We start from the raw sequence: 20,202 nt of genomic DNA, 5'->3' as shown, positions 1-20,202 counted from the left end.
CAGGTTAAATGCAGTATTCGACTCATGGAGCGAGTCTATGCGCACAGGGATATTGGCGCTGGTGGCCGGGCTGCTGGTGCTGCGCTTTCTTCCGGCCTTGCCGCCGCTGTGGTTGTTGGTTCTTTTGCCGATCTTCGGCTTGATGCTGTTGCCGTTTCGCAGTTATCCCCTCGCCTTGTTGCTATTCGGTTTCACCTGGGCGTGCGTATCGGCGCAGTGGGCGCTGGATGATCGTCTGGCGCGGCAGCTGGATGCGCGCACCCTGTGGCTGCAAGGGCAGGTGGTCGGCCTGCCTGAGGTGGACGAGGGCGTGGTGCGCTTTGAGTTGCAGCGGGTGACGTCACGCCGCGACCAGTTGCCGGCCCGTATACGCCTGGCCTGGTATGACGGACCAACAGTGCGCGCGGGTGAGAGCTGGCGCCTGGCAGTGCGGCTTAAGCGCCCCCATGGCCTGGTTAACCCGCAGGCATTTGATTACGAGGCCTGGCTACTGGCGCAGCGCATCGGCGCCACGGGCAGCGTAAAAAGTGGCGAGCTGGTTGCCCCAGCCAGTGGCGCCGGGGCCTGGCGTGACCGCTTGCGTCAGCAGTTATTGGCAACGCCTGCCCATGGCCGCGAGGGGGCGTTGACGGCGTTGGTGCTGGGTGACGACTCGGGGTTGTCGCCGGCCGATTGGCAGGTGCTGCAGAACACCGGCACGGTGCATCTGATGGTCATCTCCGGTCAGCATATTGGTCTGCTGGCGACGCTGTTATATGGCCTGGTTGCCGGCTTGGCGCGCCTGGGGTTCTGGCCGCGTAGCTGGCCCTGGCTGCCCTGTGCGTGCGTGCTGGCCTTTGTCGGCGCGTTGGCTTACGGGCTGCTGGCAGGTTTTGCGGTGCCGGTGCAGCGCGCCTGTGTGATGGTGGGGTTGGTGCTGCTCTGGCGCTGGCGCTTTCGTCATCTGGGCGTGTGGCTGCCGGTGTTGCTGGCACTGCTTGTGGTGTTGCTGGGTGAACCGTTGGCCAGTTTGCAGCCGGGCTTTTGGTTGTCCTTTGGTGCGGTGATGCTGTTGATCCTGATCTTCAGCGGCCGCCTGGGCGCCTGGCCCTGGTGGAGTACCCTGTTGCGTGCGCAATGGGCCATGGCCATCGGCTTGTTGCCATTGCTGCTGGCCCTCGGTTTACCGGTGAGTGCCAGTGGTCCCTTGGCCAATTTACTGGCCGTGCCTGTGGTGGGATTACTGGTGGTGCCGCTGGCATTGCTCGGTACGCTATTGCTGCCCTTGCCTGGGGTGGGGGCTGCGCTGCTTTGGGTCGCAGGCTGGGTGTTGGGCCTGCTGTTCTCTCTGCTCACGCAACTGGCTCTGTGGCTGCCGGCCTGGTTGCCCAGTGTCTTGCCATTTTGGGCCTGGCTGCTGGTGGCGCTTGGCGCGTTGGTGTTGCTATTACCGGCCGCCTTGCCGATGCGCAGCCTGGGTGCATTACTGCTGCTGCCCTTGTTGTTCAGCCCACAGCAGCGTCCTGAATATGCACGAGCCGAAGTGTGGCTGCTGGATGTTGGCCAGGGCCTGGCGGTGCTGGTGCGTACCCAGGGGCATGATCTGCTGTATGACGCCGGCCCGCGTTTTGGTGAGTTCGATACCGGCGAGAGGGTGGTGCTGCCATCGTTGCGCGCGCTGGATGTGCGCGGGCTCGATCTGCTGCTGATCAGCCATGCCGATAACGACCATGCCGGTGGCGCCGCAGCGATCAAGCGCGGTCTGCCGGTCAGGCAGGTGCTCAGTGGCGAGCCGGATAAGCTCGCACCTTTATTACAGGCCAGCGCCTGTGTCAGCGGGCAGCGCTGGCAGTGGGATGGCGTTGAGTTCAGCACCTGGCGCTGGGCGGATGCGAGCGATGGCAATCAGGCTTCCTGCGTGCTGCGCATCGAGGCCAATGGCGAGCGGCTGTGGTTGACCGGTGATATCGATAGCCACGCCGAGCGGGCACTGCTCAGCAGCGGTTTGCCAATGCCGGCACAGTGGCTGCTGGCGCCGCACCATGGCAGTCGCAGTTCATCCTCTGTCGCCTTGTTGGCACAGGTCAGGCCTACAGCCGTGCTGATCTCTCGTGGCGCGCACAATGCCTTTGGCCATCCGCATGCCGAGGTGGTTGGCCGCTATCGGGCGCTGGATGCGCGGCTGTACGACACGGCTCTGCACGGCGCGCTACGGATTCGTTTGGGGGCATTCGAGCAGGCGCAGGGTTTGCGCTCTCGAGCACGTTTTTGGCGGGAAAAATGAGAACGGCAGCGGTCGGCGAGGCCGCGACCCTATGCTAGAGTGGCGCCACTTTTGTGAAGGGGATCTGCCACCGTGTGGGAACTGGTAAAAGCTGGCGGCTGGATGATGCTGCCGATCATTCTGTGTTCTATCGCTGCGGCCGGCATCATTGCCGAACGCCTGTGGACGCTGCGGCCGAGCCGCATCACCCCAGCCAACCTGCTCGGTCAGGTGTGGAAGTGGATCAAGGATAAAAAACTCAATAACCAGAAGCTCAAGGAGCTGCGCGCAGGCTCGCCCCTGGGGCAGATCCTCGCCGCTGGCCTGGCCAACTCCAAACATGGTCGCGAGATCATGAAAGAGTGCATTCAGGAAGCCGCCGCCCGGGTGATTCATGACCTGGAGCGCTACCTCAATGCCCTGGGCACCATCGCCGGCATCGCGCCGCTGCTGGGTTTGCTCGGCACGGTGCTGGGCATGATCGAAATCTTCAGCTCCTTTATGGGCTCGGGCATGGCCAATGCGTCCTTGCTGGCGGGCGGTATTTCCAAGGCGCTGATCACTACGGCGGCGGGTCTGATGGTGGCCATTCCGGCACTGTTCTTCCACCGTTACCTGCAACGGCGGATCGATGAACTGGTGGTCGGTATGGAGCAGGAAGCGATTCGCCTGGTGGAAGTGGTGCAGGGCGACCGTGATGTCGACTTGGGCGAGGACAAGGCGTGAAATTCCGGCGCAAACCGCGGGAGAACGTCGAGATCAATCTGGCCTCGTTGATCGACGTGGTGTTTATCCTGCTGCTGTTCTTTGTGGTCACCACCACCTTTACCCGTGAGACCCAGCTCAAGGTCGATCTGCCGGAGGCCGCCACTGGCACGCCACCAGAGCAGACCGAACTCAAGCAGCTGGAAATCCTGATTGCCGCTGATGGCAGCTACTCGCTGAATGCCAAGCAGTTGCTGAAAAGTGACCTGGAAAGCCTGATGGTGGCGCTGCAGAAAGAGTCGGAAGGCGATAACAGTCTGCCGCTGATTATCAGCGCCGACGCCAAGGCGCAGCATCAGGCGGTGATTACCGCCATGGACGCGGCCGGCAAACTGGGTTTTGCTCACCTGCGCATGACCACCATTGAGGCGCAAGCCGCGCCTTGAGGCTTGCCTGCTGATGAGCCTGCCTGCACGACTCACTGCTGCCTGGTACGCCGGTCATCCGGCGCTGGGCCTGCTGCGTCCGCTGGAGTGGCTGTATCGCGCGGTGGTACAGCGCAAGCGTGCGCGCTTTCTCGCCGGTGAGGGCGAGATCTACCGTGCGCCCGTGCCGGTGGTGGTGGTCGGTAATATAACCGTCGGCGGCACCGGCAAGACCCCCATGATTCTCTGGCTGATCGAGCATTGCCGCCGCCAAGGGCTGCGCGTCGGTGTGGTCAGTCGCGGCTATGGCGCTCAGCCGCCGCAGCTGCCCTGGCGCGTGCAGGCTGATCAAGCCGCCAGCGTGGCCGGTGATGAACCGCTGCTGATTGTGCAACGCAGCGGCGTGCCGCTGATGATTGATCCGGATCGCGGCCGCGCCGTGGCGGCTTTGCTGGCGGCCGAGCCGCTGGACCTGATCCTCAGTGACGACGGTCTGCAGCACTACCGTCTGGCCCGTGATCTGGAGCTGGTGCTGATCGATGCCGCGCGCGGCCTGGGCAATCGCCATTGCTTGCCAGTCGGCCCGCTGCGTGAGCCGGTCGAGCGTCTGCAGAGCGTCGATGCGCTGCTGTATAACGGCGCTGCCAGTGATACGCAGGATGGTTACGGTTTTACCCTGCAACCGCGCACCTTGGTCAATCTGCGCAGTGGTCAGCAGCATCCGCTCAGTCACTTTCCGGCCGGTCAGGCCCTGCATGCGGTGGCCGGTATCGGCAACCCGCAGCGTTTCTTCAACACCCTCGAAGGGCTACACTGGCGGCCTGTCGCGCATGCCTTTGCCGACCACGCGCCGTACAGCGCCGAGTTGCTGAATTTCAGCCCGGCGCTGCCGGTGCTGATGACGGAAAAGGATGCGGTCAAGTGCCGGGCCTTTGCGGCTGACGATTGGTGGTACCTGGCGGTGGATGCCGAGCCTTCGGCCGCGTTTGTCGCCTGGTTTGATCAGCAATTGCAGCGTCTTGTGCCGCGCGCCTGACTGTTCTGATCATTCGGCGGTCTCGTCCGCCCCAGCAGCTGCTTCCTATCAAGGATCTTCCATGGACCCGAAACTACTCGACATTCTCGCCTGCCCGCTGTGCAAGGGCCCACTGAAGCTCGCCGCTGACAAGCGCGAGCTGATCTGCAAGGCCGATGCGCTGGCTTTCCCGGTTCGCGATGGCATCCCGGTGATGCTGGAAAGCGAAGCCCGCACCCTCACCGTCGACGAACGCCTGGACAAGTAAATGAGTACTGCCTTTACCGTTGTGATTCCGGCGCGTTTCGCCTCCAGCCGCCTGCCGGGCAAGCCGCTGCAGGATATTGCCGGCAAACCGATGATTCAGCATGTCTGGGAGCAGGCCTGCAAAAGCAGCGCCCAGCAGGTGGTGGTGGCCACCGACGATGCACGCATCGTTGAGGCCTGCCGAGGCTTTGGTGCGCAGGTGGTACTGACCCGCGTCGACCATAACTCCGGCACCGACCGCCTGGCTGAAGTAGCTACGGCGCTTGGCCTGGCGGCCGACGCCATCGTGGTCAACGTGCAGGGCGACGAGCCGCTGATTCCGCCATCAATCATCGATCAGGTGGCGGCCAATCTGGCGGCAAATCCACAGGCGGCAATCGCCACCCTGGCCGAGCCGATTGAGGATGTGCAGGCGCTGTTCAACCCCAATGTGGTCAAGGTGGTCAGCGACAAGACTGGCCTGGCCCTGACCTTCAGCCGTGCGCCGCTGGCCTGGGCGCGGGATGCCTTCGCCAAGAGCCGTGACGAGCTGCCAGCAGGCGTGCCCTATCGCCGGCATATCGGCATCTACGCCTACCGTGCGCAGTTTCTGCATGACTTCGTCGCCTGGGGCCCGTGCTGGCTGGAAGACACCGAGTGTCTGGAGCAGCTGCGCGCGCTCTGGCATGGCGTGCGCATCCATGTCGCCGATGCCCTGGAGGCACCGCCTGCCGGCGTCGATACGCCGCAAGACCTGGAGCGGGTTCGTTGCCTGCTGGGGGCCTGATGCGCGTTCTGTTCGTCTGCCTGGGTAATATCTGCCGTTCGCCCACGGCCGAAGGTGTGCTGCGCCACAAGCTGCGTGAGGCGGGGCTGGAATGGCGCGTCGAGGTCGATTCGGCCGGCACCGGCGACTGGCATGTGGGCAAGCCGGCGGATAGCCGCACGCGTCAAGCCGCGCAGCAGCGAGGCTATGACCTGTCCGCGTTGCGCGCTCGGCAGGTCAAGGCGGCGGATTTCCATGCCTTCGACCTGATTCTGGCGATGGACAACAGCAACCTGCATGACCTGCAGCAGCTGCGCCCTAGCAATGCTGCGGCCGAGCTTGACCTGTTTCTGCGCCGTTATCAGCTGGCGCTGGATGAAGTGCCGGACCCCTATTACGGTGGTGAAGCCGGGTTTGCCCAGGTGCTGGATTTGCTCGAGCAGGCCTGTGATGCCCTGGTGCGCGAACTTAAGGGACGGCTATGAGCCTGCATATTCAGACCCGGGTATCGCTCAAGCCCTATAACAGCTTTGCCGTCGAGGCCCAGGCCAGCCATTTCGCCGAAGCCGAGAACGATCAGCAGGTGCGCGAGGCGCTGAGCTATGCGCAAACACAACAGCTGCCGCTGTTGTTGCTCGGAGGCGGCAGCAATCTGCTGCTCACCAGCGATGTCGAGGCGCTGGTGCTACGCATGGCCAGTCGTGGTATTCGTGTGTTTGAGGATGACGGCGAGCGGGTATTGATCGAAGCGGAGGCGGGCGAGCCCTGGCATCCGTTTGTGCAGTGGACGCTGGCCCAGGGCTTTGCCGGCCTGGAAAACCTCAGCCTGATTCCCGGCACGGTGGGCGCCGCGCCGGTGCAGAATATCGGCGCCTACGGCGTTGAGCTGAAAGACTTGTTTGCCGGTTTGACCGCCCTGGACCGGCACACTGGTGAACTGCGTGAGTTTTCTCTGCAGGACTGCGCCTTTGCCTACCGCGATAGCCTGTTCAAGCGCGAAAGCGGGCGCTGGGTCATCCTCCGGGTACGCTTTGCCTTGAGCCGCGCGGCTGCGCTGCATCTGGATTACGGCCCGGTGCGTCAGCGTCTGGCGGAGCAGGGCATCAATGCCCCGACGGCGCTGGATGTCAGTCAGGCCATCTGCGCCATTCGTAGCGAGAAACTGCCTGACCCGGTTGAGCTGGGCAATGCCGGCAGCTTCTTCAAGAATCCGCTGGTATCGAGTGAGCTGGCGCAGCGTTTGCGCGCTGAGCATACCGATCTGGTGGCGTATGCCCAGGCGGATGGGCAGGTCAAACTGGCAGCAGGCTGGTTGATCGAGCGGGCGGGCTGGAAGGGCTTTCGTGAGGGTGATGCAGGTGTGCATCGTTTGCAGGCACTGGTGCTGGTCAATTACGGCGCAGCCACAGGTGCGCAGTTGTTGGCACTGGCGCAGCGTATCCAGGCGGATATCGCCCAGCGTTTTGCGGTGGAGTTGGAGATCGAGCCAAACGTGCTGTAAGGCTTTTGGGCCAAGGGCTGTGTATTGATCGCGCTGTCATAAGCGCTAGAACGCAAAAGGGGATGCCGAAGCATCCCCTTTTTATTGCCTAGCGGATCAGATCTGCGGTTTGACCGCTTCTTTATCCTGCTCGTCAGCTTCTACTTCAGTAAACAGTGAGTTTTGCGGCTCCTGGCTTACTTCTGCTTCTGCTGGCGTGGCTTCGGCCTTGGGCTCGGCTGCTTCGGTGCTTGCAGGTGCTTCGGCTGCAGTTTCAACTACGGCTTCGGCAGCCTCTTCTGCGGCCGGCTCTTCAGCTACCAGAGCAGCCGCTTCAACCTGCACGACCGCAACGGGTGCTTCGGCGGCGTCGCGGGCCAGGCGCTCGGCTTCACGCTGACGACGACGCACTTCGCGCGGATCGTTCGGTGCGCGACCGCTGCTGCTGACGGCGACTGCAGGTGCAACTTCAACTGCTACAACTTCAGCCACTGCCACTTCGGCAACCGGCTCGGGGGCGGCAACCACAGCGGGCGCTTCAACAACTTCTGCGACCGGGGCAGGCGCCTCTTCAACAGCAGGTGCTGGTGCAGCTTCGCTAACTTCGGCGACCTGTACCGGTGCTGCGCTGGCCTCGACAACCGGGCTGCTTACTGCTTCTACAACAGCGGTTTCAGCAACGGCTTGTGGCGCTTCAACTGCCGCGGTTTCGCGTGGCTGCTCCTGCTCGGCAACTACCGGTGCTGCTTCAACATTTGTTGGAGCGGCTTCGTCCGTGGTCGTAATAACGGCGGCGGTGACTGCTGCAGCGACCACTGTGTTGTCGGCATCGGCTGGAGCTTCTGCGGTTTCTTCGCTGCCTTCGATCGGGTTGCCGTTGGCATCGTTCTGGCGCTCGCGACGATTGCTGCGACGACGCTGACCACGGGAGCGGCGACGTGGGCGATCGCCACCTTCGCTGCCTTCCTGCTCATCGTCCTGCAGTGTTTCTTCAGCGTTCAGTACTTCTTCATCGCTGGCGTCTGCAGCCTGTTCGGTACGCGGCTGGCGCTCTTCACGCGGTGGGCGCGGCTGGCGTGGTTCACGTTGTGGACGTTCGGCGCGGACTTCTTCGCTCACCGTAGCGCTATCGCCAGGTGCGGCATCCAGCGGCTCACGCAGTTCGCGTGGCTGGCGCTCTTCACGGGGCTTGCGCTCACGCGGCTGACGCTCTTCACGCGGTGGGCGCGACTGACGCACTTCCTGTGGCTCGCGAACTTCTACGACGTCACGTGGGCTGCGTTCTTCGCGCGGTGCGCGTTCCTCACGGGGAGCACGTTCTTCACGGGCGGCGCGTGGCTGACGCTCTTCACGCGGTGCGCGTTCTTCACGTGGGCCACGCTCTTCGCGCGGCTTGCGCTCTTCGTTGCGGCCACCGCGGCTGCGGTTCTGCTGGCGACCATTGCGACGCTCATCGCTGCGCTGCGGGCGTTCGCTGGTTTTCTTCTCGATGACAGCAGGTTTTTCTTCTTCCTTGCTGGCGAACAGGCTGACCAGCGACTTGACCAGACCCTTGAACAGGCTTGGCTCGGCGGCGGCAACCGGCTGAACGGCAACGGCTTCAACCGGGGTTGGCGCGGTACGCTGCGGCGCGGTCTTGATCGCGGCTTCCTGGCGAACCAGGGTGCGCGTTGCGGCAGCCTGCTTCTCTTCTTCCACTTCAACGGTCGCCATTTCATAGCTGGATTGAGTGGACTGAGCTTCCGGGCTGTCGTCACGAATGCGGGTGACTTCGAAGTGCGGGGTTTCCAGGTGATCGTTCGGGATGATTACGATACGGGCACGGGTACGCAGTTCGGTCTTGGTGATCGAGTTGCGTTTTTCGTTGAGCAGGAAGGCAGCAACTGGAATCGGCACTTGGGCACGAACTTCGGCAGTGCGGTCTTTCAGGGCTTCTTCTTCGATCAGGCGCAGAATCGCCAGCGACAGCGATTCGACGTCGCGGATGATGCCTTGACCGTTGCAGCGCGGGCAGACGATGCCGCTGCTCTCGCCCAGGGACGGGCGCAGGCGCTGACGGGACATTTCCAGCAGGCCGAAGCGCGAGATGCGACCGACCTGTACGCGGGCACGGTCGGCTTCCAGGCTTTCGCGGACTTTTTCTTCCACGGCGCGTTGGTTCTTCGCCGGGGTCATGTCGATAAAGTCGATCACGATCAAGCCGCCGATGTCACGCAGGCGCAGCTGGCGGGCGATTTCTTCAGCCGCTTCCAGGTTGGTCTGCAGGGCAGTTTCTTCGATGTCGCTGCCTTTGGTCGCACGCGCCGAGTTGATGTCGATGGACACCAGGGCTTCGGTTGGGTCGATGACGATGGAGCCGCCGGACGGCAGTTTCACTTCGCGCTGGAAGGCGGTTTCGATCTGGCTTTCGATCTGGAAGCGGTTGAACAGCGGCACGCTGTCTTCGTACAGCTTGATCTTGCTGGCGTACTGCGGCATCACCTGATTGATAAAGCTCAGGGCTTCCTGCTGCGCTTCGATGCTGTCGACCAGTACTTCGCCGATGTCCTGGCGCAGGTAGTCGCGGATGGCGCGGATGATCACGTTACTTTCCTGATAGATCAGGAAAGGCGCGGCGCGGTCCAGGGAGGCTTCTTTGATCGCGGTCCAGAGTTGCAGCAGGTAATCGAGGTCCCACTGCATTTCTTCGCTGGAGCGGCCCAGGCCTGCAGTGCGCACGATCAGGCCCATGTCGCTCGGCGCGACCAGGCCGTTCAGCGCTTCACGCAGTTCGTTACGCTCTTCGCCTTCGATGCGCCGCGAGATGCCACCGGCACGCGGGTTGTTCGGCATCAGCACCAGGTAACGACCGGCGAGGCTAATAAAGGTGGTCAGGGCTGCGCCCTTGTTGCCACGCTCTTCTTTCTCGACCTGAACGATGACTTCCTGGCCTTCCCGGAGCACGTCTTTAATGTTGACGCGACCTTCGGGGGCCTTGCTGAAGTATTCGCGGGAGATTTCTTTGAGCGGGAGAAAACCGTGGCGCTCGGAGCCGAAGTCGACGAAAGCGGCTTCCAGGCTAGGTTCTACGCGGGTGATTTTACCCTTATAGATGTTGGATTTTTTCTGCTCACGGGCGCCGGACTCGATGTCCAGGTCGTAGAGTTTTTGCCCATCTACCAGGGCAACACGCAACTCTTCGGGCTGAGTTGCGTTAATCAGCATTCTTTTCATGTAGTACCGTCGGTTTCCGGTGCTGGCGGAAGCGGCGTTCGGCACACACGACTTCAGGGGTCGGTGTCAGGTGCGTCAGGAACGGTCGTAAAGCGTTCCAGTGTCTAGCGGCGGTCAGCCAATTGTGCTGGGCCGCGACGGACGTCTCCTGCTCGCTGTGATAACAGAAAGCACTAAGTCAGGAGGAGGAATCAGCTGTTGGTAGCGGACGAGATAAAGCGTCTTGGTAAAGCGAGCTGCTACGCGGACCAACAGTTGTACATCTCCACCCTACACGTATCGCTGAAACTCGGGTGCCGCTCGCGAACATCCGCAGCGGGTTAACTATTACCGCAACTGTCCAGAGGGGCAGGTTGCGCATCATGGCTTAAAGGCTTTATTTCCGAGTTATTCACAGCCTTGCAGGCTTTTCTTTCGTTGAATAACCCGTCGGACGGCCTCACGTCCCGAATGGGTTGCGTTGGTTGGGGATGGCAGTTTTGGCGATCATCCGCAAACCAGGCCGCTTTTGGCGGCGTTCCCGACTATAGCAGCAATGATTAAGTGCTTCAATTCCATAAAAAATTGTTATGATTGCGCGATGACGACTCCTACCTCTCCAACCTCTGGCGTTCAGCTACTTGAGGTTGCGCCGGAACTTGCCGGCCAGCGCATCGATAACTTTCTCCGCACCCAGCTCAAAGGCGTGCCCAAGACCTTGATTTACCGGATTTTGCGTAAAGGCGAAGTGCGCGTGAATAAGGGTCGGATCAAGCCCGAATACAAGCTACAGGCCGGTGACATCATCCGCGTGCCGCCACTGCGCCTGGCTGAGCGCGATGAGCCCGAGCCGCTGGCGCAGGGGCTGTTGCAGCGCCTTGAAGCGGCGATTGTCTATGAAGACAAGGCGCTGATCGTGCTGAATAAGCCGGCCGGCATCGCTGTGCATGGAGGTAGCGGCTTGAATTACGGGGTGATCGAGGCCTTCCGTCAATTGCGCCCGGACGCCAAGGATCTGGAGTTGGTGCATCGCCTGGATCGTGATACTTCGGGTCTGCTGATGATTGCCAAGAAGCGCAGCATGTTGCGTCACCTGCACGAAGCCCTGCGTGGCGATGGCGTGGACAAGCGCTATATGGCGCTGGTGCGTGGCCACTGGGCGACGGCCAAGAAGCAGGTCAATGCGCCGCTGTTGAAGAGCAATCTGCGTTCCGGTGAGCGCATGGTTGAGGTCAATCCTGAAGGTAAGGAAGCGCTGACCGTCTTCCGTGTGCTACGCCGCTTCGGCGAGTTCGCCACCTTGGTCGAGGCCAAGCCGGTGACCGGGCGTACCCATCAGATTCGTGTGCATGCCCAACATGCCGGGCACTGTATTGCCGGTGACAGCAAGTACGGCGATGATGATTTCACCAAGGAGATTCGTGATCTGGGCGGCAAGCGCCTGTTTCTGCATGCCTATGAGCTGGTCGTGCCGCTGCCCGAGGGTGGGCAGCTCAAGCTTGCCGCCCCGGTCGATGACATGTGGGCGCGAACCCTGGAGCGTCTCGGTGCCTGATTCTCAGATGCGTGGCTGTCAGGAGCGTGGCTACCAGCTATTGATCTTCGATTGGGATGGCACCTTGGTCGATTCCATCGGTCGGATTGTTGCGGCGATGCACCTGGCGGCCGATGCCTGTGAGTTGCCGCGCTGCACCGATGAGCAGGTGCGCGGCATCATTGGCCTGGGTTTGCCTGAGGCGATTCGTTGTCTGTATCCGGATATGCATGATGCGCTTCGGGCGCAGCGTCTGCGGCAAAGCTACGGTGAAAACTATCTGTCGCTGGAGTCCGAGCCTTCGCCGCTGTTTTATGGTGTGGCGGAGGGGTTGGCGGCTTTTCGTGCCGAGGGCTATCGCCTGGCGGTGGCGACCGGTAAAGGGCGGCATGGCTTGCAACGGGTGCTGGCTGATCGCGGCTGGTTGGATTATTTCGACTACAGCCGCTGCGCCGATGAAACGGCGAGCAAGCCGGATCCGCTGATGCTGCACGAAATCCTTGCGCAAAGCGGCATTGCTGCCAGTCAGGCGTTGATGGTGGGCGACTCGTCCTTCGATCTGTTGATGGCGCAGCGTGCTGGTATGGATTGTGTCGCGGTCGGTTATGGCGCGCAGCCGTTGCAAGCGCTGCGTGAATGTCAGCCAACGCTGGCGATAGAATGTTTTACCGAGTTGCGCGCCTGGCTAGGTCGGCGTGCGTCTAATCAGTCAGTTGAGGTGGTGTTGCATGGCAGATGAATGGAAGGCGTCGGCAGCGGCTGATGACGCTGATGGCAAGAGCTGGCAGCTGCTGGAGAAGACCCTGCTGGCTGGTGTGCAGGAGCAGCGCCGCGCGCGGCGTTGGGGGATTTTCTTCAAGCTGCTGACTTTTATTTATATCTTCGGTGCGCTGGCGTTGTTCTCGCCCATGCTGGAGATGAAAAAAGGCGCGACCACCGGCAGTCATACTGCGGTGATCGAAGTGCGTGGGATGATTGCCGATCAGGAGTCGGCCAGCGCCGACAATATCGTCAGCAGCCTGCGTGCGGCGTTTGAGGATGCCAATACCAAGGGTGTGATTCTGCGCATCAATAGCCCGGGCGGCAGTCCGGTGCAGTCGGGCTACATCTATGACGAAATTCGTCGCCTGCGCGCCGAATACCCGGCGATCAAGCTGTATGCGGTGATCACCGATCTGGGTGCGTCGGGTGCCTATTACATCGCCAGTGCGGCCGATGAAATCTATGCCGATAAGGCCAGCCTGGTCGGCTCCATCGGTGTAACGGCGGCGACCTTCGGCTTTGTTGGGGTGATGGAGAAGCTGGGTGTGGATCGCCGGGTATATACCTCAGGTGAGCACAAGGCGTTTCTCGATCCGTTCCAGCCGCAGAAGGCCGAAGAGACCGAGTTCTGGCAGGGTGTGCTGGAAACCACTCATCGTCAGTTTATTGCCAGCGTCAAGCAGGGGCGGGGTGAGCGTTTGAAGGATGCCGAGCACCCTGAGCTGTTCTCGGGTCTGGTCTGGTCGGGTGAACAGGCTGTGCAGTTAGGCTTGGTCGATGCCTTGGGCAATACCAGCTATGTGGCGCGCGAGGTGATTGGTGAGAAGGAAATCGTCGACTTCACCGTGCAGGAGTCGCCGTTCGATCGCTTTGCGAAAACCCTGGGTGCCAGCATGGCCGAGCGCATTGCCCTGTGGATGGGGTTTCAGGGGCCGGCACTGCGTTAGTCGTCACGCACGCTAGAAGCAAGCCCGGTTAATGACCGGGCTTGTTGTTTTAAGGGATTTCAACGCCGCAGGTTTGCAGCATATCCACTAAGCGAATCAGGGGTAGGCCGATCAGGCTGTTGCTGTCGCTGCCTGCTGTTCTGCGAAACAGGCTGATGCCCAGGCCTTCGGCCTTGAAGCTGCCGGCGCAGTCGAAGGGTTGTTCGGCGCTTAGGTAGCGCATGATTTGCGCTTCGCTGAGTGGGCGCAAATGCACGGTAAAGGGTACGCAGTCGGTTTGCTGCTGGCCGGTGGCGCTATTGAGCAGGGTAAGTCCGGTCAGAAAGGTCACGCTGTTGCCGCTGGCGGCCAGTAACTGTTCGCAGGCGCGTTCCAGTGTGTGCGGTTTGCCGAGGATCTGCGTGCCGAGAACCGCGACCTGATCCGAGCCGATGATCAGGTGCTGTGGGTGGGTTGCGCGGAGTGCCTGGGCTTTTTCCAGCGATAGGCGGCGCACCAGGGCATCTGCGTCCTCATTGGGTTGCCGAGTTTCGTCGATTTGCGGTGCGCTCCAGGTAAATGGCAGGCGCAGGCGGCTGAGTAGTTCGCGTCGGTAGGGTGAGCTGGAGGCGAGCACCAGAGGCAGCACGGCGATTTCCTTCTATATAAGAGTCTGTAGATGGTTGGCGATTCTAGCGGTCGGTCCATATGCTGGACAGGCCGAATTTCCTTTGACAGCGGCGGGTTGCATCCCTAAAATGCGCCGCCTATGTCAAATGGCCCGATTCCACCTCACGTTGATCCGCGCAAATTAGCCGATCGCAGCGCCACCCTCGAAGGTGAGCTGCAGCTGTCCGATTTGCAGCGACTCTGCGGCCCGCTTGCCGATAACCAAGGCATGGTGCGTACGAAGTTCTTCTTCGAGCGCGACGAGCGCAATGCTGTAGTTTTTCACAGCGAGCTTGAGGTTGAAGTGAAGATGGTTTGCCAGCGTTGTCTGGAGCTGGTCACTTTGCCGATCCATAGCGCCTGTGATTACGCTGTGGTGAAAGAGGGTGCGAATACCCAGTCAGTGCCGCAAGGCTATGACGTGATTGAGTTGGGTGAAGACCCATTGGATCTGCTGGCGCTGGTTGAGGAGGAGCTTTTGCTTGCCTTGCCCATTGTCCCGGCTCATGACCCTAAAGATTGCCAGCAACCAACCGGCCTCGAAGAGCCCGAGTTGATCGAGGACGAGGTAACGCGGTCCAACCCGTTCAGTGTATTGGCGCAGTTAAAGCGTGACCCAAACGTTTAGGAGTTAATTAGTTATGGCTGTTCAGCAGAACAAAAAATCCCGTTCCGCCCGTGACATGCGTCGTTCCCACGATGCTCTCGACGCCAGCACGCTGTCGGTCGAAAAAACCACTGGTGAAATCCACCTGCGTCACCACGTATCGCCAGAAGGCGTTTACCGTGGTCGTAAAGTGATCGACAAGGGCGCTGACGAGTAAATCTTGTCCGCTCCGATCATCGCGATTGATGCAATGGGTGGGGACTTCGGTCCCCACTGCATTGTTCCAGCCTGCATTTCTTGTCTGGCTGAATACCCTTCGTTGCACCTGGTCCTCGTTGGCCAATCCTCGCTTCTTGAATCCCTGATTGCCCGTTATCCCAGCGTTGATCGTGCACGCCTGCGTGTTGAGCATGCCGGCGAAGTTATCGCCATGGACGAGCGGCCGGCGCAGGCGCTGCGTGGCAAGCCGGATTCGTCGATGCGCATCAGTCTTGAGTTGCTGCGCAGTAGTGCGGTGCAGGCCTGCGTCAGTGCCGGCAATACCGGGGCGTTGATGGCGCTGTCGCGTTATGTGCTGAAAACCCTGCCGGGGATTGATCGGCCGGCCATGGTCACGGCCATTCCGACGCAGGCGGGCTTCTGCCATCTGCTCGACCTGGGTGCCAATGTCGATTGCAGTGCCGAGCATCTTTATCAGTTTGCCGTGATGGGCTCGGTGACCGCCGAGGCGCTGGGTACAGTGCGGCCGCGGGTGGCGTTGCTGAACGTTGGCACTGAAGACATCAAGGGCAATCAGCAGGTCAAGCTGGCGGCGAGTCTTTTGCAGCAGGCGGAAGGCTTGAACTACATCGGCTTTGTCGAGGGCGATGGGTTGTATCGCGGTGAGGCCGATGTGGTGGTGTGCGACGGCTTTGTCGGCAATATCCTGCTTAAGTCCAGTGAAGGCCTGGCGGCGATGATTGCCGGGCGGATTGAGGCGCTGTTTAAGTCCAGCCTGGCTGCGCGCCTGGTGGGGGCTTTGGCGTTACCGCTGTTGCGGCGTTTGCAGGCTGAGCTGGCCCCGGCGCAGCACAATGGTGCGAGTTTTGTCGGGTTGCAGGGTATTGTGGTGAAAAGCCATGGCGCAGCCGGGCCGGATGGCTTTAAAAGCGCTATTCGCCGAGCATTGCGGGAGATTGAAGAAAATCTACCGCAGCGTTTGCACGGTCGCCTGGGTGAGCACCTGCTTTAGAATGTGACCGCGGCGGGCAGCCTGTCATCCAACTGTCAGTTTCTTGCGCTTGGCTAGACTGGGCGCGTATTACCGACGATCACGATCATTAGGAACAGGTTTCCATGTCTGCATCTCTCGCATTCGTCTTTCCCGGTCAGGGTTCCCAGTCGCTGAGCATGCTCGCCGAGCATGGTGCGCAACGGCCACTGATCCTCGAAACCTTCGCCGAGGCTTCCGAAGCCCTCGGTTATGACCTCTGGGCGCTGACCCAGCAAGGTCCTGAAGAGCAACTCAATCAAACTGACAAAACCCAGCCGGCGATTCTCACTGCCTCTGTTGCGTTGTGGCGTGCCTGGCTGGCCGAGAGCACGGCGCGTCCGGCTTTTGTCGCCGGGCACAGCCTGGGCGAGTATTCGGCACTGGTCGCAGCGGGCAGCTTGTCGCTGGCCGCTGCGGTGAAGCTGGTGGAGCATCGTGGCCAGTTGATGCAGCAGGCGGTTCCGGCCGGGCAGGGCGGCATGGCAGCGATTCTCGGTCTGGAAGATGCTGATGTGCTGGCGGCTTGCGCCGAAGCGGCGCAGGGTGAAGTGGTTAGCGCGGTAAATTTCAATGCGCCGGGCCAGGTGGTGATTGCTGGCGGCGTTGCTGCGGTCGAGCGTGCTATTGAGGCGTGCAAGGCGCGTGGTGCCAAACGCGCCATGCCCTTGCCGGTTAGCGTGCCGTCGCATTGTGCGTTGATGCGTCCTGCGGCTGAGCGCTTTGCCGAGGCGGTGGCCGCCATCGACTGGCAGACCCCGCAGATCGCGCTGGTGCAGAACGTCAGTGCCGCGGCAGTGACTGATCTGCAAGGGCTCAAGCGTGACCTGTTGGCGCAGCTGTACAGTCCGGTGCGCTGGGTCGAGTCGATCGTCTGCCTGTCTACGCAGGGCGTGACGGATCTGCTTGAGTGCGGTCCGGGCAAGGTGTTGTCTGGTTTGAACAAGCGCTGCGTCAAAGGCATCAATACCCATAACCTGGACACCCCGGACGCCTTCGCTGCGGCGAACGCGGCCCTGGTCTGATTAAGGAGAAATGTTATGAGCCTGCAAGGTAAAGTTGCACTGGTCACCGGCGCGAGCCGTGGCATTGGCCAGGCGATTGCCCTGGAGCTGGGGCGTCAGGGGGCGGTGGTTATCGGCACCGCCACATCCGCTTCGGGCGCTGAGCGTATTGCGGAAACCCTCAAGGCCAATGGCATTGAAGGGGCGGGTCTGGTACTGGATGTGAGCGACAGCGAGTCGGTCGCCAGCACCCTCGAACATATCCAGCAACATCTTGGTCAGCCGTTGATTCTGGTCAATAACGCCGGCATCACCCGCGATAACCTGATGCTGCGGATGAAAGATGACGAGTGGTTTGACGTTATCAACACCAACCTGAGCAGCCTGTACCGGCTGACCAAGGCGGTGCTGCGCGGCATGACCAAGGCGCGTTACGGTCGCATCATCAATATCGGTTCGGTGGTGGGTGCCATGGGCAACGCCGGGCAGGTCAACTATGCTGCGGCCAAGGCCGGGCTGGAAGGTTTCGGTCGTGCGCTGGCGCGTGAAGTGGGCTCCCGGGCGATTACCGTAAACGCCGTGGCACCGGGCTTTATCGACACCGATATGACCCGCGAATTGCCGGAAGCGCAGCGTGATGCGCTGCTGGCACAGATTCCGTTGGGCCGTTTGGGGCAAGCCGAAGAGATCGCAAAAGTGGTCGCTTTCCTCGCTTCTGATGGCGCGGCTTACGTCACAGGCGCTACTATCCCTGTGAACGGCGGGATGTACATGAGCTGAATGTGACGGATGGCTTCAGAAAACTGTCATAGATGCTGTCTAAAATCCGTTATAAAGCTGCAACAGGTTTATAGGCAGGTCGTTGAAGTGTTTGTGGGGCACCCCGGCATTGCGCTTGAAATGCTAAAAACCCTTTCTATACACTTGGCCGCAGCACAGTGGCCAAGATTTGTCCCATTAGGAGTGAGAACAACGTATGAGCACCATCGAAGAACGCGTCAAGAAAATCGTTGCCGAGCAACTGGGCGTCAAAGAAGAGGAAGTAACCAACAGCGCTTCCTTCGTTGAAGACCTGGGTGCCGACTCGCTTGACACCGTTGAGCTGGTGATGGCTCTCGAAGAAGAATTCGAGACCGAGATCCCGGACGAACAAGCCGAGAAGATCACCACCGTTCAGGAAGCGATCGACTACGTTACCGCTCACGCGTAAAACGTAATCGTCGGATCCCGACTCGGAAAAGCCGCACTCCCTTCATCAGGCGTGCGGCTTTTCTTTAAGCGCTTTCCAGGCGTTGAAAACTAGAAAAGGAGATTGCTGTGTCGCGTAGACGCGTCGTGGTTACCGGTATGGGCATGCTGTCGCCATTGGGTAACGATGTGCCGAGTAGCTGGCAGGGCATTTTGGCTGGCCGCAGTGGCATTGGCCTGCTTGAGCATATGGATCTTTCCGCTTACTCCACGCGCTTTGGTGGTGCGGTAAAGGGCTTCAACGTCGAGGAATATTTGTCTGCCAAAGAGGCGCGCAAGCTCGATCTGTTTATCCAGTACGGCCTGGCTGCCAGCTTTCAGGCGGTGCGCAATTCCGGTCTGGAAGTCACCGATGCCAACCGTGAGCGTATTGGTGTGGCCATGGGCTCCGGCATCGGCGGCCTGACCAATATCGAGAACAACTGTAAATCGCTGCACGAGCAGGGGCCGCGGCGCATTTCGCCGTTCTTCGTGCCTGGCTCGATCATCAATATGATTTCCGGCTTCCTGTCGATCCACCTGGGGCTGCAGGGGCCTAACTACGCCATCGCCACGGCCTGTACCACCGGTACGCACTGCATCGGCATGGCGGCACGCAACATCATATACGGCGAGGCCGATGTGATGGTCGCCGGTGGCGCCGAGATGGCCGCCTGCGGCCTGGGCATGGGCGGCTTCGGTGCGGCCCGTGCGTTGTCCACGCGCAACGACGAGCCGGCCAAGGCCAGCCGTCCGTGGGACAAAGACCGCGATGGTTTCGTGCTCTCCGACGGGGCAGGCGCGCTGGTGCTGGAAGAGTTGGAGCACGCCAAGGCGCGCGGCGCGACCATCCATGCCGAGCTGATCGGCTTTGGCATGAGCGGCGACGCTTACCACATGACCTCGCCGCCGGAAGATGGCGCAGGTGCGGCGCGCTGTATGACCAATGCCCTGCGCGATGCCGGGCTAAATCCTGAACAGGTGCAGTACATCAATGCGCACGGCACCTCGACCTCGGCCGGTGACAAAGCTGAAGTGGCGGCGGTGAAATCGGTGTTCGGTGAGCATGCCTACCAACTGGCGGTCAGCTCGACCAAGTCCATGACCGGTCACCTGCTTGGTGCGGCCGGTGCGGTGGAGGCGATCTTCAGCATCCTCGCGCTGCGTGATCAGGTGGCGCCGCCGACCATCAACCTGGATAACCCCGACGAAGGCTGTGATCTGGACTTTGTCGCGCACCAGGCCAAGGCCATGGCGCTGGATGTCGTGCTGTCCAACTCCTTTGGCTTTGGCGGCACCAACGGCTCGCTGGTGTTTCGCCGGTTCGCCGGTTGATGCTGAGCTGGGTCGATGGTCAGCCGGCCGAGCTGCTGTCCGTAAAGGATCGCGGCCTGGCCTACGGCGATGGGCTGTTTGAGACCATCGCCGTAAATGCCGGGCAACCGGTTCTGTTGGAGCGTCACCTGGCGCGCTTGGCCGAAGGTAGTGTGCGGCTGAACATTCCGCTCGACCTACCCGCTGTACGCGACCAGCTGCTGGCCTTCAGTCAGCAGCTGGGTGAGGGCGTGGCCAAGCTGATCCTTACTCGGGGTGACGGGCTGCGTGGCTATACGCCGCCGCAACCTGCGCAACCGCGCGTGATTTTGCAGGCGGCGGCTAAACCGGTTTATCCCGCAGCCTATGCCGAGCAGGGCGTACGCCTGTTTGCCTGCGCCACGCGTCTGGCCGAGCAGCCGTTGCTGGCGGGTCTGAAGCATCTCAATCGACTGGAACAGGTGCTGGCGCGTAGCGAATGGCAGGACGCCGAGCATGCCGAGGGCCTGATGCTGGACAGCAGCGGCCGGGTGATCGAGGGCGTTTACAGCAACCTGTTGCTGGTCAGTGGTGGTGTGCTGGTGACCGCCGACCTGTCGCGTTGTGGGGTTGCCGGGGTGATGCGCGCCGAGTTGCTGGCCCAGGCGGCTGCGCAAGGGATCGAGTGTCAGGTACGGGATATCAGCTACGCCGAGTTGCTGGCGGCTGATGAAGTCATGCTGTGCAACAGCGTCTATGGCGTGTGGCCAGTTCGCGCTTTGCTTGCACACGACTGGCCGGTCGGCCCGCTCACCCGTAAACTGCAGGCCATTGCCCGCGATCTACTGGACTGCTGATTC

21 protein-coding genes are annotated in these 20,202 nt (G+C 61.3%); 19 read left to right on the top strand and 2 right to left on the bottom strand.

Going from position 1 to position 20,202, the window contains the following annotated elements; genetic code table 11:
* The first annotated feature begins 37 nt into the window (after positions 1-37).
* The 8 genes from WA145_RS04990 (at position 38) to murB (ending at position 6,900) form a co-directional block, all read left to right on the top strand.
* Positions 38-2,263: a DNA internalization-related competence protein ComEC/Rec2 gene (locus WA145_RS04990; protein ID WP_422580499.1), complete on the top strand. Its 2,226-nt coding sequence runs from the start codon at positions 38-40 to the stop codon at positions 2,261-2,263.
* A 72-nt stretch (positions 2,264-2,335) separates the two neighbouring features.
* A complete protein-coding gene (locus tag WA145_RS04985) occupies positions 2,336-2,968 on the top strand; it encodes a MotA/TolQ/ExbB proton channel family protein (RefSeq protein WP_422580498.1) in 633 nt (210 codons plus the stop codon).
* Positions 2,965-3,393 carry an ExbD/TolR family protein gene (locus WA145_RS04980; RefSeq protein ID WP_422580497.1) on the top strand — a complete coding sequence of 143 codons (429 nt, stop codon included), beginning with the start codon at positions 2,965-2,967 and terminating at the stop codon, positions 3,391-3,393. Before WA145_RS04985 ends, WA145_RS04980 begins: the two co-directional genes overlap by 4 nt.
* A gap of 13 nt (positions 3,394-3,406) precedes the next feature.
* Positions 3,407-4,408 carry a tetraacyldisaccharide 4'-kinase gene (lpxK, locus tag WA145_RS04975; protein ID WP_422580496.1) on the top strand — a complete coding sequence of 334 codons (1,002 nt, stop codon included), beginning with the start codon at positions 3,407-3,409 and terminating at the stop codon, positions 4,406-4,408.
* 61 nt (positions 4,409-4,469) lie between these two features.
* Entirely contained in the window at positions 4,470-4,655 is a 186-nt protein-coding gene (locus WA145_RS04970) for a Trm112 family protein (RefSeq protein ID WP_422580495.1), read from the top strand.
* Positions 4,656-5,420 carry a 3-deoxy-manno-octulosonate cytidylyltransferase gene (gene kdsB, locus WA145_RS04965; RefSeq protein WP_422580494.1) on the top strand — a complete coding sequence of 255 codons (765 nt, stop codon included), beginning with the start codon at positions 4,656-4,658 and terminating at the stop codon, positions 5,418-5,420.
* On the top strand, positions 5,420-5,884 hold the full coding sequence (locus WA145_RS04960) for a low molecular weight protein-tyrosine-phosphatase (RefSeq protein ID WP_422580493.1): 465 nt from the start codon (positions 5,420-5,422) through the stop codon (positions 5,882-5,884). Before kdsB ends, WA145_RS04960 begins: the two co-directional genes overlap by 1 nt.
* Positions 5,881-6,900 carry a UDP-N-acetylmuramate dehydrogenase gene (murB, locus tag WA145_RS04955; RefSeq protein WP_422580492.1) on the top strand — a complete coding sequence of 340 codons (1,020 nt, stop codon included), beginning with the start codon at positions 5,881-5,883 and terminating at the stop codon, positions 6,898-6,900. Before WA145_RS04960 ends, murB begins: the two co-directional genes overlap by 4 nt.
* A gap of 96 nt (positions 6,901-6,996) precedes the next feature.
* Here the strand turns inward: murB and rne are convergent, their stop codons facing one another.
* Positions 6,997-10,092: a ribonuclease E gene (rne, locus tag WA145_RS04950; RefSeq protein ID WP_422580491.1), complete on the bottom strand. Its 3,096-nt coding sequence runs from the start codon at positions 10,090-10,092 to the stop codon at positions 6,997-6,999.
* Positions 10,093-10,672: 580 nt separating this feature from the next.
* On the opposite strand from rne, the gene rluC reads away from it, so the two are divergent.
* Genes rluC through sppA form a run of 3 tightly spaced genes read left to right on the top strand, consistent with a single transcriptional unit; the run spans position 10,673 to position 13,314 of the window.
* Entirely contained in the window at positions 10,673-11,626 is a 954-nt protein-coding gene (gene rluC / locus WA145_RS04945; protein ID WP_422580490.1) for a 23S rRNA pseudouridine(955/2504/2580) synthase RluC, read from the top strand.
* A 7-nt stretch (positions 11,627-11,633) separates the two neighbouring features.
* The gene (locus WA145_RS04940) at positions 11,634-12,344 is read left to right on the top strand and encodes an HAD-IA family hydrolase (RefSeq protein ID WP_422580524.1); all 711 of its coding nucleotides are present in this window, start codon (positions 11,634-11,636) and stop codon (positions 12,342-12,344) included.
* Positions 12,334-13,314, top strand: a complete 981-nt coding sequence (gene sppA, locus WA145_RS04935) for a signal peptide peptidase SppA (RefSeq protein WP_422580489.1) — start codon at positions 12,334-12,336, stop codon at positions 13,312-13,314. The genes WA145_RS04940 and sppA overlap by 11 nt, the downstream gene beginning before the upstream one ends.
* 49 nt (positions 13,315-13,363) lie before the next feature.
* Here the strand turns inward: sppA and WA145_RS04930 are convergent, their stop codons facing one another.
* On the bottom strand, positions 13,364-13,942 hold the full coding sequence (locus tag WA145_RS04930; RefSeq protein ID WP_422580488.1) for a Maf family protein: 579 nt from the start codon (positions 13,940-13,942) through the stop codon (positions 13,364-13,366).
* Between the two features lie 120 nt (positions 13,943-14,062).
* Between WA145_RS04930 and WA145_RS04925 the strand changes: the two genes are divergently transcribed.
* From WA145_RS04925 to pabC, 8 genes are all read left to right on the top strand, one after another.
* Entirely contained in the window at positions 14,063-14,590 is a 528-nt protein-coding gene (locus WA145_RS04925; protein WP_422580487.1) for a YceD family protein, read from the top strand.
* 13 nt (positions 14,591-14,603) lie between these two features.
* A complete protein-coding gene (gene rpmF / locus WA145_RS04920; protein ID WP_411185231.1) occupies positions 14,604-14,786 on the top strand; it encodes a 50S ribosomal protein L32 in 183 nt (60 codons plus the stop codon).
* A gap of 3 nt (positions 14,787-14,789) precedes the next feature.
* On the top strand, positions 14,790-15,800 hold the full coding sequence (gene plsX, locus WA145_RS04915) for a phosphate acyltransferase PlsX (RefSeq protein WP_422580486.1): 1,011 nt from the start codon (positions 14,790-14,792) through the stop codon (positions 15,798-15,800).
* Positions 15,801-15,904: 104 nt separating this feature from the next.
* Positions 15,905-16,843 carry an ACP S-malonyltransferase gene (gene fabD, locus WA145_RS04910; RefSeq protein ID WP_422580485.1) on the top strand — a complete coding sequence of 313 codons (939 nt, stop codon included), beginning with the start codon at positions 15,905-15,907 and terminating at the stop codon, positions 16,841-16,843.
* 15 nt (positions 16,844-16,858) lie between these two features.
* Positions 16,859-17,602 (top strand): 3-oxoacyl-ACP reductase FabG, encoded by a 744-nt coding sequence (fabG, locus tag WA145_RS04905; protein WP_422580484.1) that lies wholly within the window; start codon positions 16,859-16,861, stop codon positions 17,600-17,602.
* A gap of 196 nt (positions 17,603-17,798) precedes the next feature.
* Positions 17,799-18,032, top strand: a complete 234-nt coding sequence (gene acpP / locus WA145_RS04900; protein ID WP_058066290.1) for an acyl carrier protein — start codon at positions 17,799-17,801, stop codon at positions 18,030-18,032.
* A 107-nt stretch (positions 18,033-18,139) separates the two neighbouring features.
* Positions 18,140-19,384 (top strand): beta-ketoacyl-ACP synthase II, encoded by a 1,245-nt coding sequence (fabF, locus tag WA145_RS04895; RefSeq protein ID WP_422580483.1) that lies wholly within the window; start codon positions 18,140-18,142, stop codon positions 19,382-19,384.
* Positions 19,384-20,199: an aminodeoxychorismate lyase gene (gene pabC, locus WA145_RS04890; RefSeq protein ID WP_422580482.1), complete on the top strand. Its 816-nt coding sequence runs from the start codon at positions 19,384-19,386 to the stop codon at positions 20,197-20,199. Before fabF ends, pabC begins: the two co-directional genes overlap by 1 nt.
* Positions 20,200-20,202: the final 3 nt, after the last annotated feature.

Origin of the sequence: Pseudomonas sp. (assembly GCF_049301935.1) — a bacterium.
Taxonomy (GTDB): Bacteria; Pseudomonadota; Gammaproteobacteria; order Pseudomonadales; family Pseudomonadaceae; genus Aquipseudomonas.
This window is presented reverse-complemented; position numbering and strand designations above follow the sequence as displayed.

Excerpts from the sequence above, each read along its gene's own strand:
- rne (WP_422580491.1), bottom strand. The coding sequence starts at position 10,092 with ATGAAAAGAATGCTGATTAACGCAACTCAGCCCGAAGAGTTGCGTGTT.
- WA145_RS04940 (WP_422580524.1), top strand. The coding sequence starts at position 11,634 with ATGCGTGGCTGTCAGGAGCGTGGCTACCAGCTATTGATCTTCGATTGG.
- lpxK (WP_422580496.1), top strand. The coding sequence starts at position 3,407 with ATGAGCCTGCCTGCACGACTCACTGCTGCCTGGTACGCCGGTCATCCG.
- WA145_RS04960 (WP_422580493.1), top strand. The coding sequence starts at position 5,420 with ATGCGCGTTCTGTTCGTCTGCCTGGGTAATATCTGCCGTTCGCCCACG.
- fabD (WP_422580485.1), top strand. The coding sequence starts at position 15,905 with ATGTCTGCATCTCTCGCATTCGTCTTTCCCGGTCAGGGTTCCCAGTCG.
- fabG (WP_422580484.1), top strand. The coding sequence starts at position 16,859 with ATGAGCCTGCAAGGTAAAGTTGCACTGGTCACCGGCGCGAGCCGTGGC.
- pabC (WP_422580482.1), top strand. The coding sequence starts at position 19,384 with ATGCTGAGCTGGGTCGATGGTCAGCCGGCCGAGCTGCTGTCCGTAAAG.
- sppA (WP_422580489.1), top strand. The coding sequence starts at position 12,334 with ATGGCAGATGAATGGAAGGCGTCGGCAGCGGCTGATGACGCTGATGGC.
- WA145_RS04970 (WP_422580495.1), top strand. The coding sequence starts at position 4,470 with ATGGACCCGAAACTACTCGACATTCTCGCCTGCCCGCTGTGCAAGGGC.
- WA145_RS04990 (WP_422580499.1), top strand. The coding sequence starts at position 38 with ATGCGCACAGGGATATTGGCGCTGGTGGCCGGGCTGCTGGTGCTGCGC.
- acpP (WP_058066290.1), top strand. The coding sequence starts at position 17,799 with ATGAGCACCATCGAAGAACGCGTCAAGAAAATCGTTGCCGAGCAACTG.
- WA145_RS04925 (WP_422580487.1), top strand. The coding sequence starts at position 14,063 with ATGTCAAATGGCCCGATTCCACCTCACGTTGATCCGCGCAAATTAGCC.
- rpmF (WP_411185231.1), top strand. The coding sequence starts at position 14,604 with ATGGCTGTTCAGCAGAACAAAAAATCCCGTTCCGCCCGTGACATGCGT.
- murB (WP_422580492.1), top strand. The coding sequence starts at position 5,881 with ATGAGCCTGCATATTCAGACCCGGGTATCGCTCAAGCCCTATAACAGC.
- kdsB (WP_422580494.1), top strand. The coding sequence starts at position 4,656 with ATGAGTACTGCCTTTACCGTTGTGATTCCGGCGCGTTTCGCCTCCAGC.
- rluC (WP_422580490.1), top strand. The coding sequence starts at position 10,673 with ATGACGACTCCTACCTCTCCAACCTCTGGCGTTCAGCTACTTGAGGTT.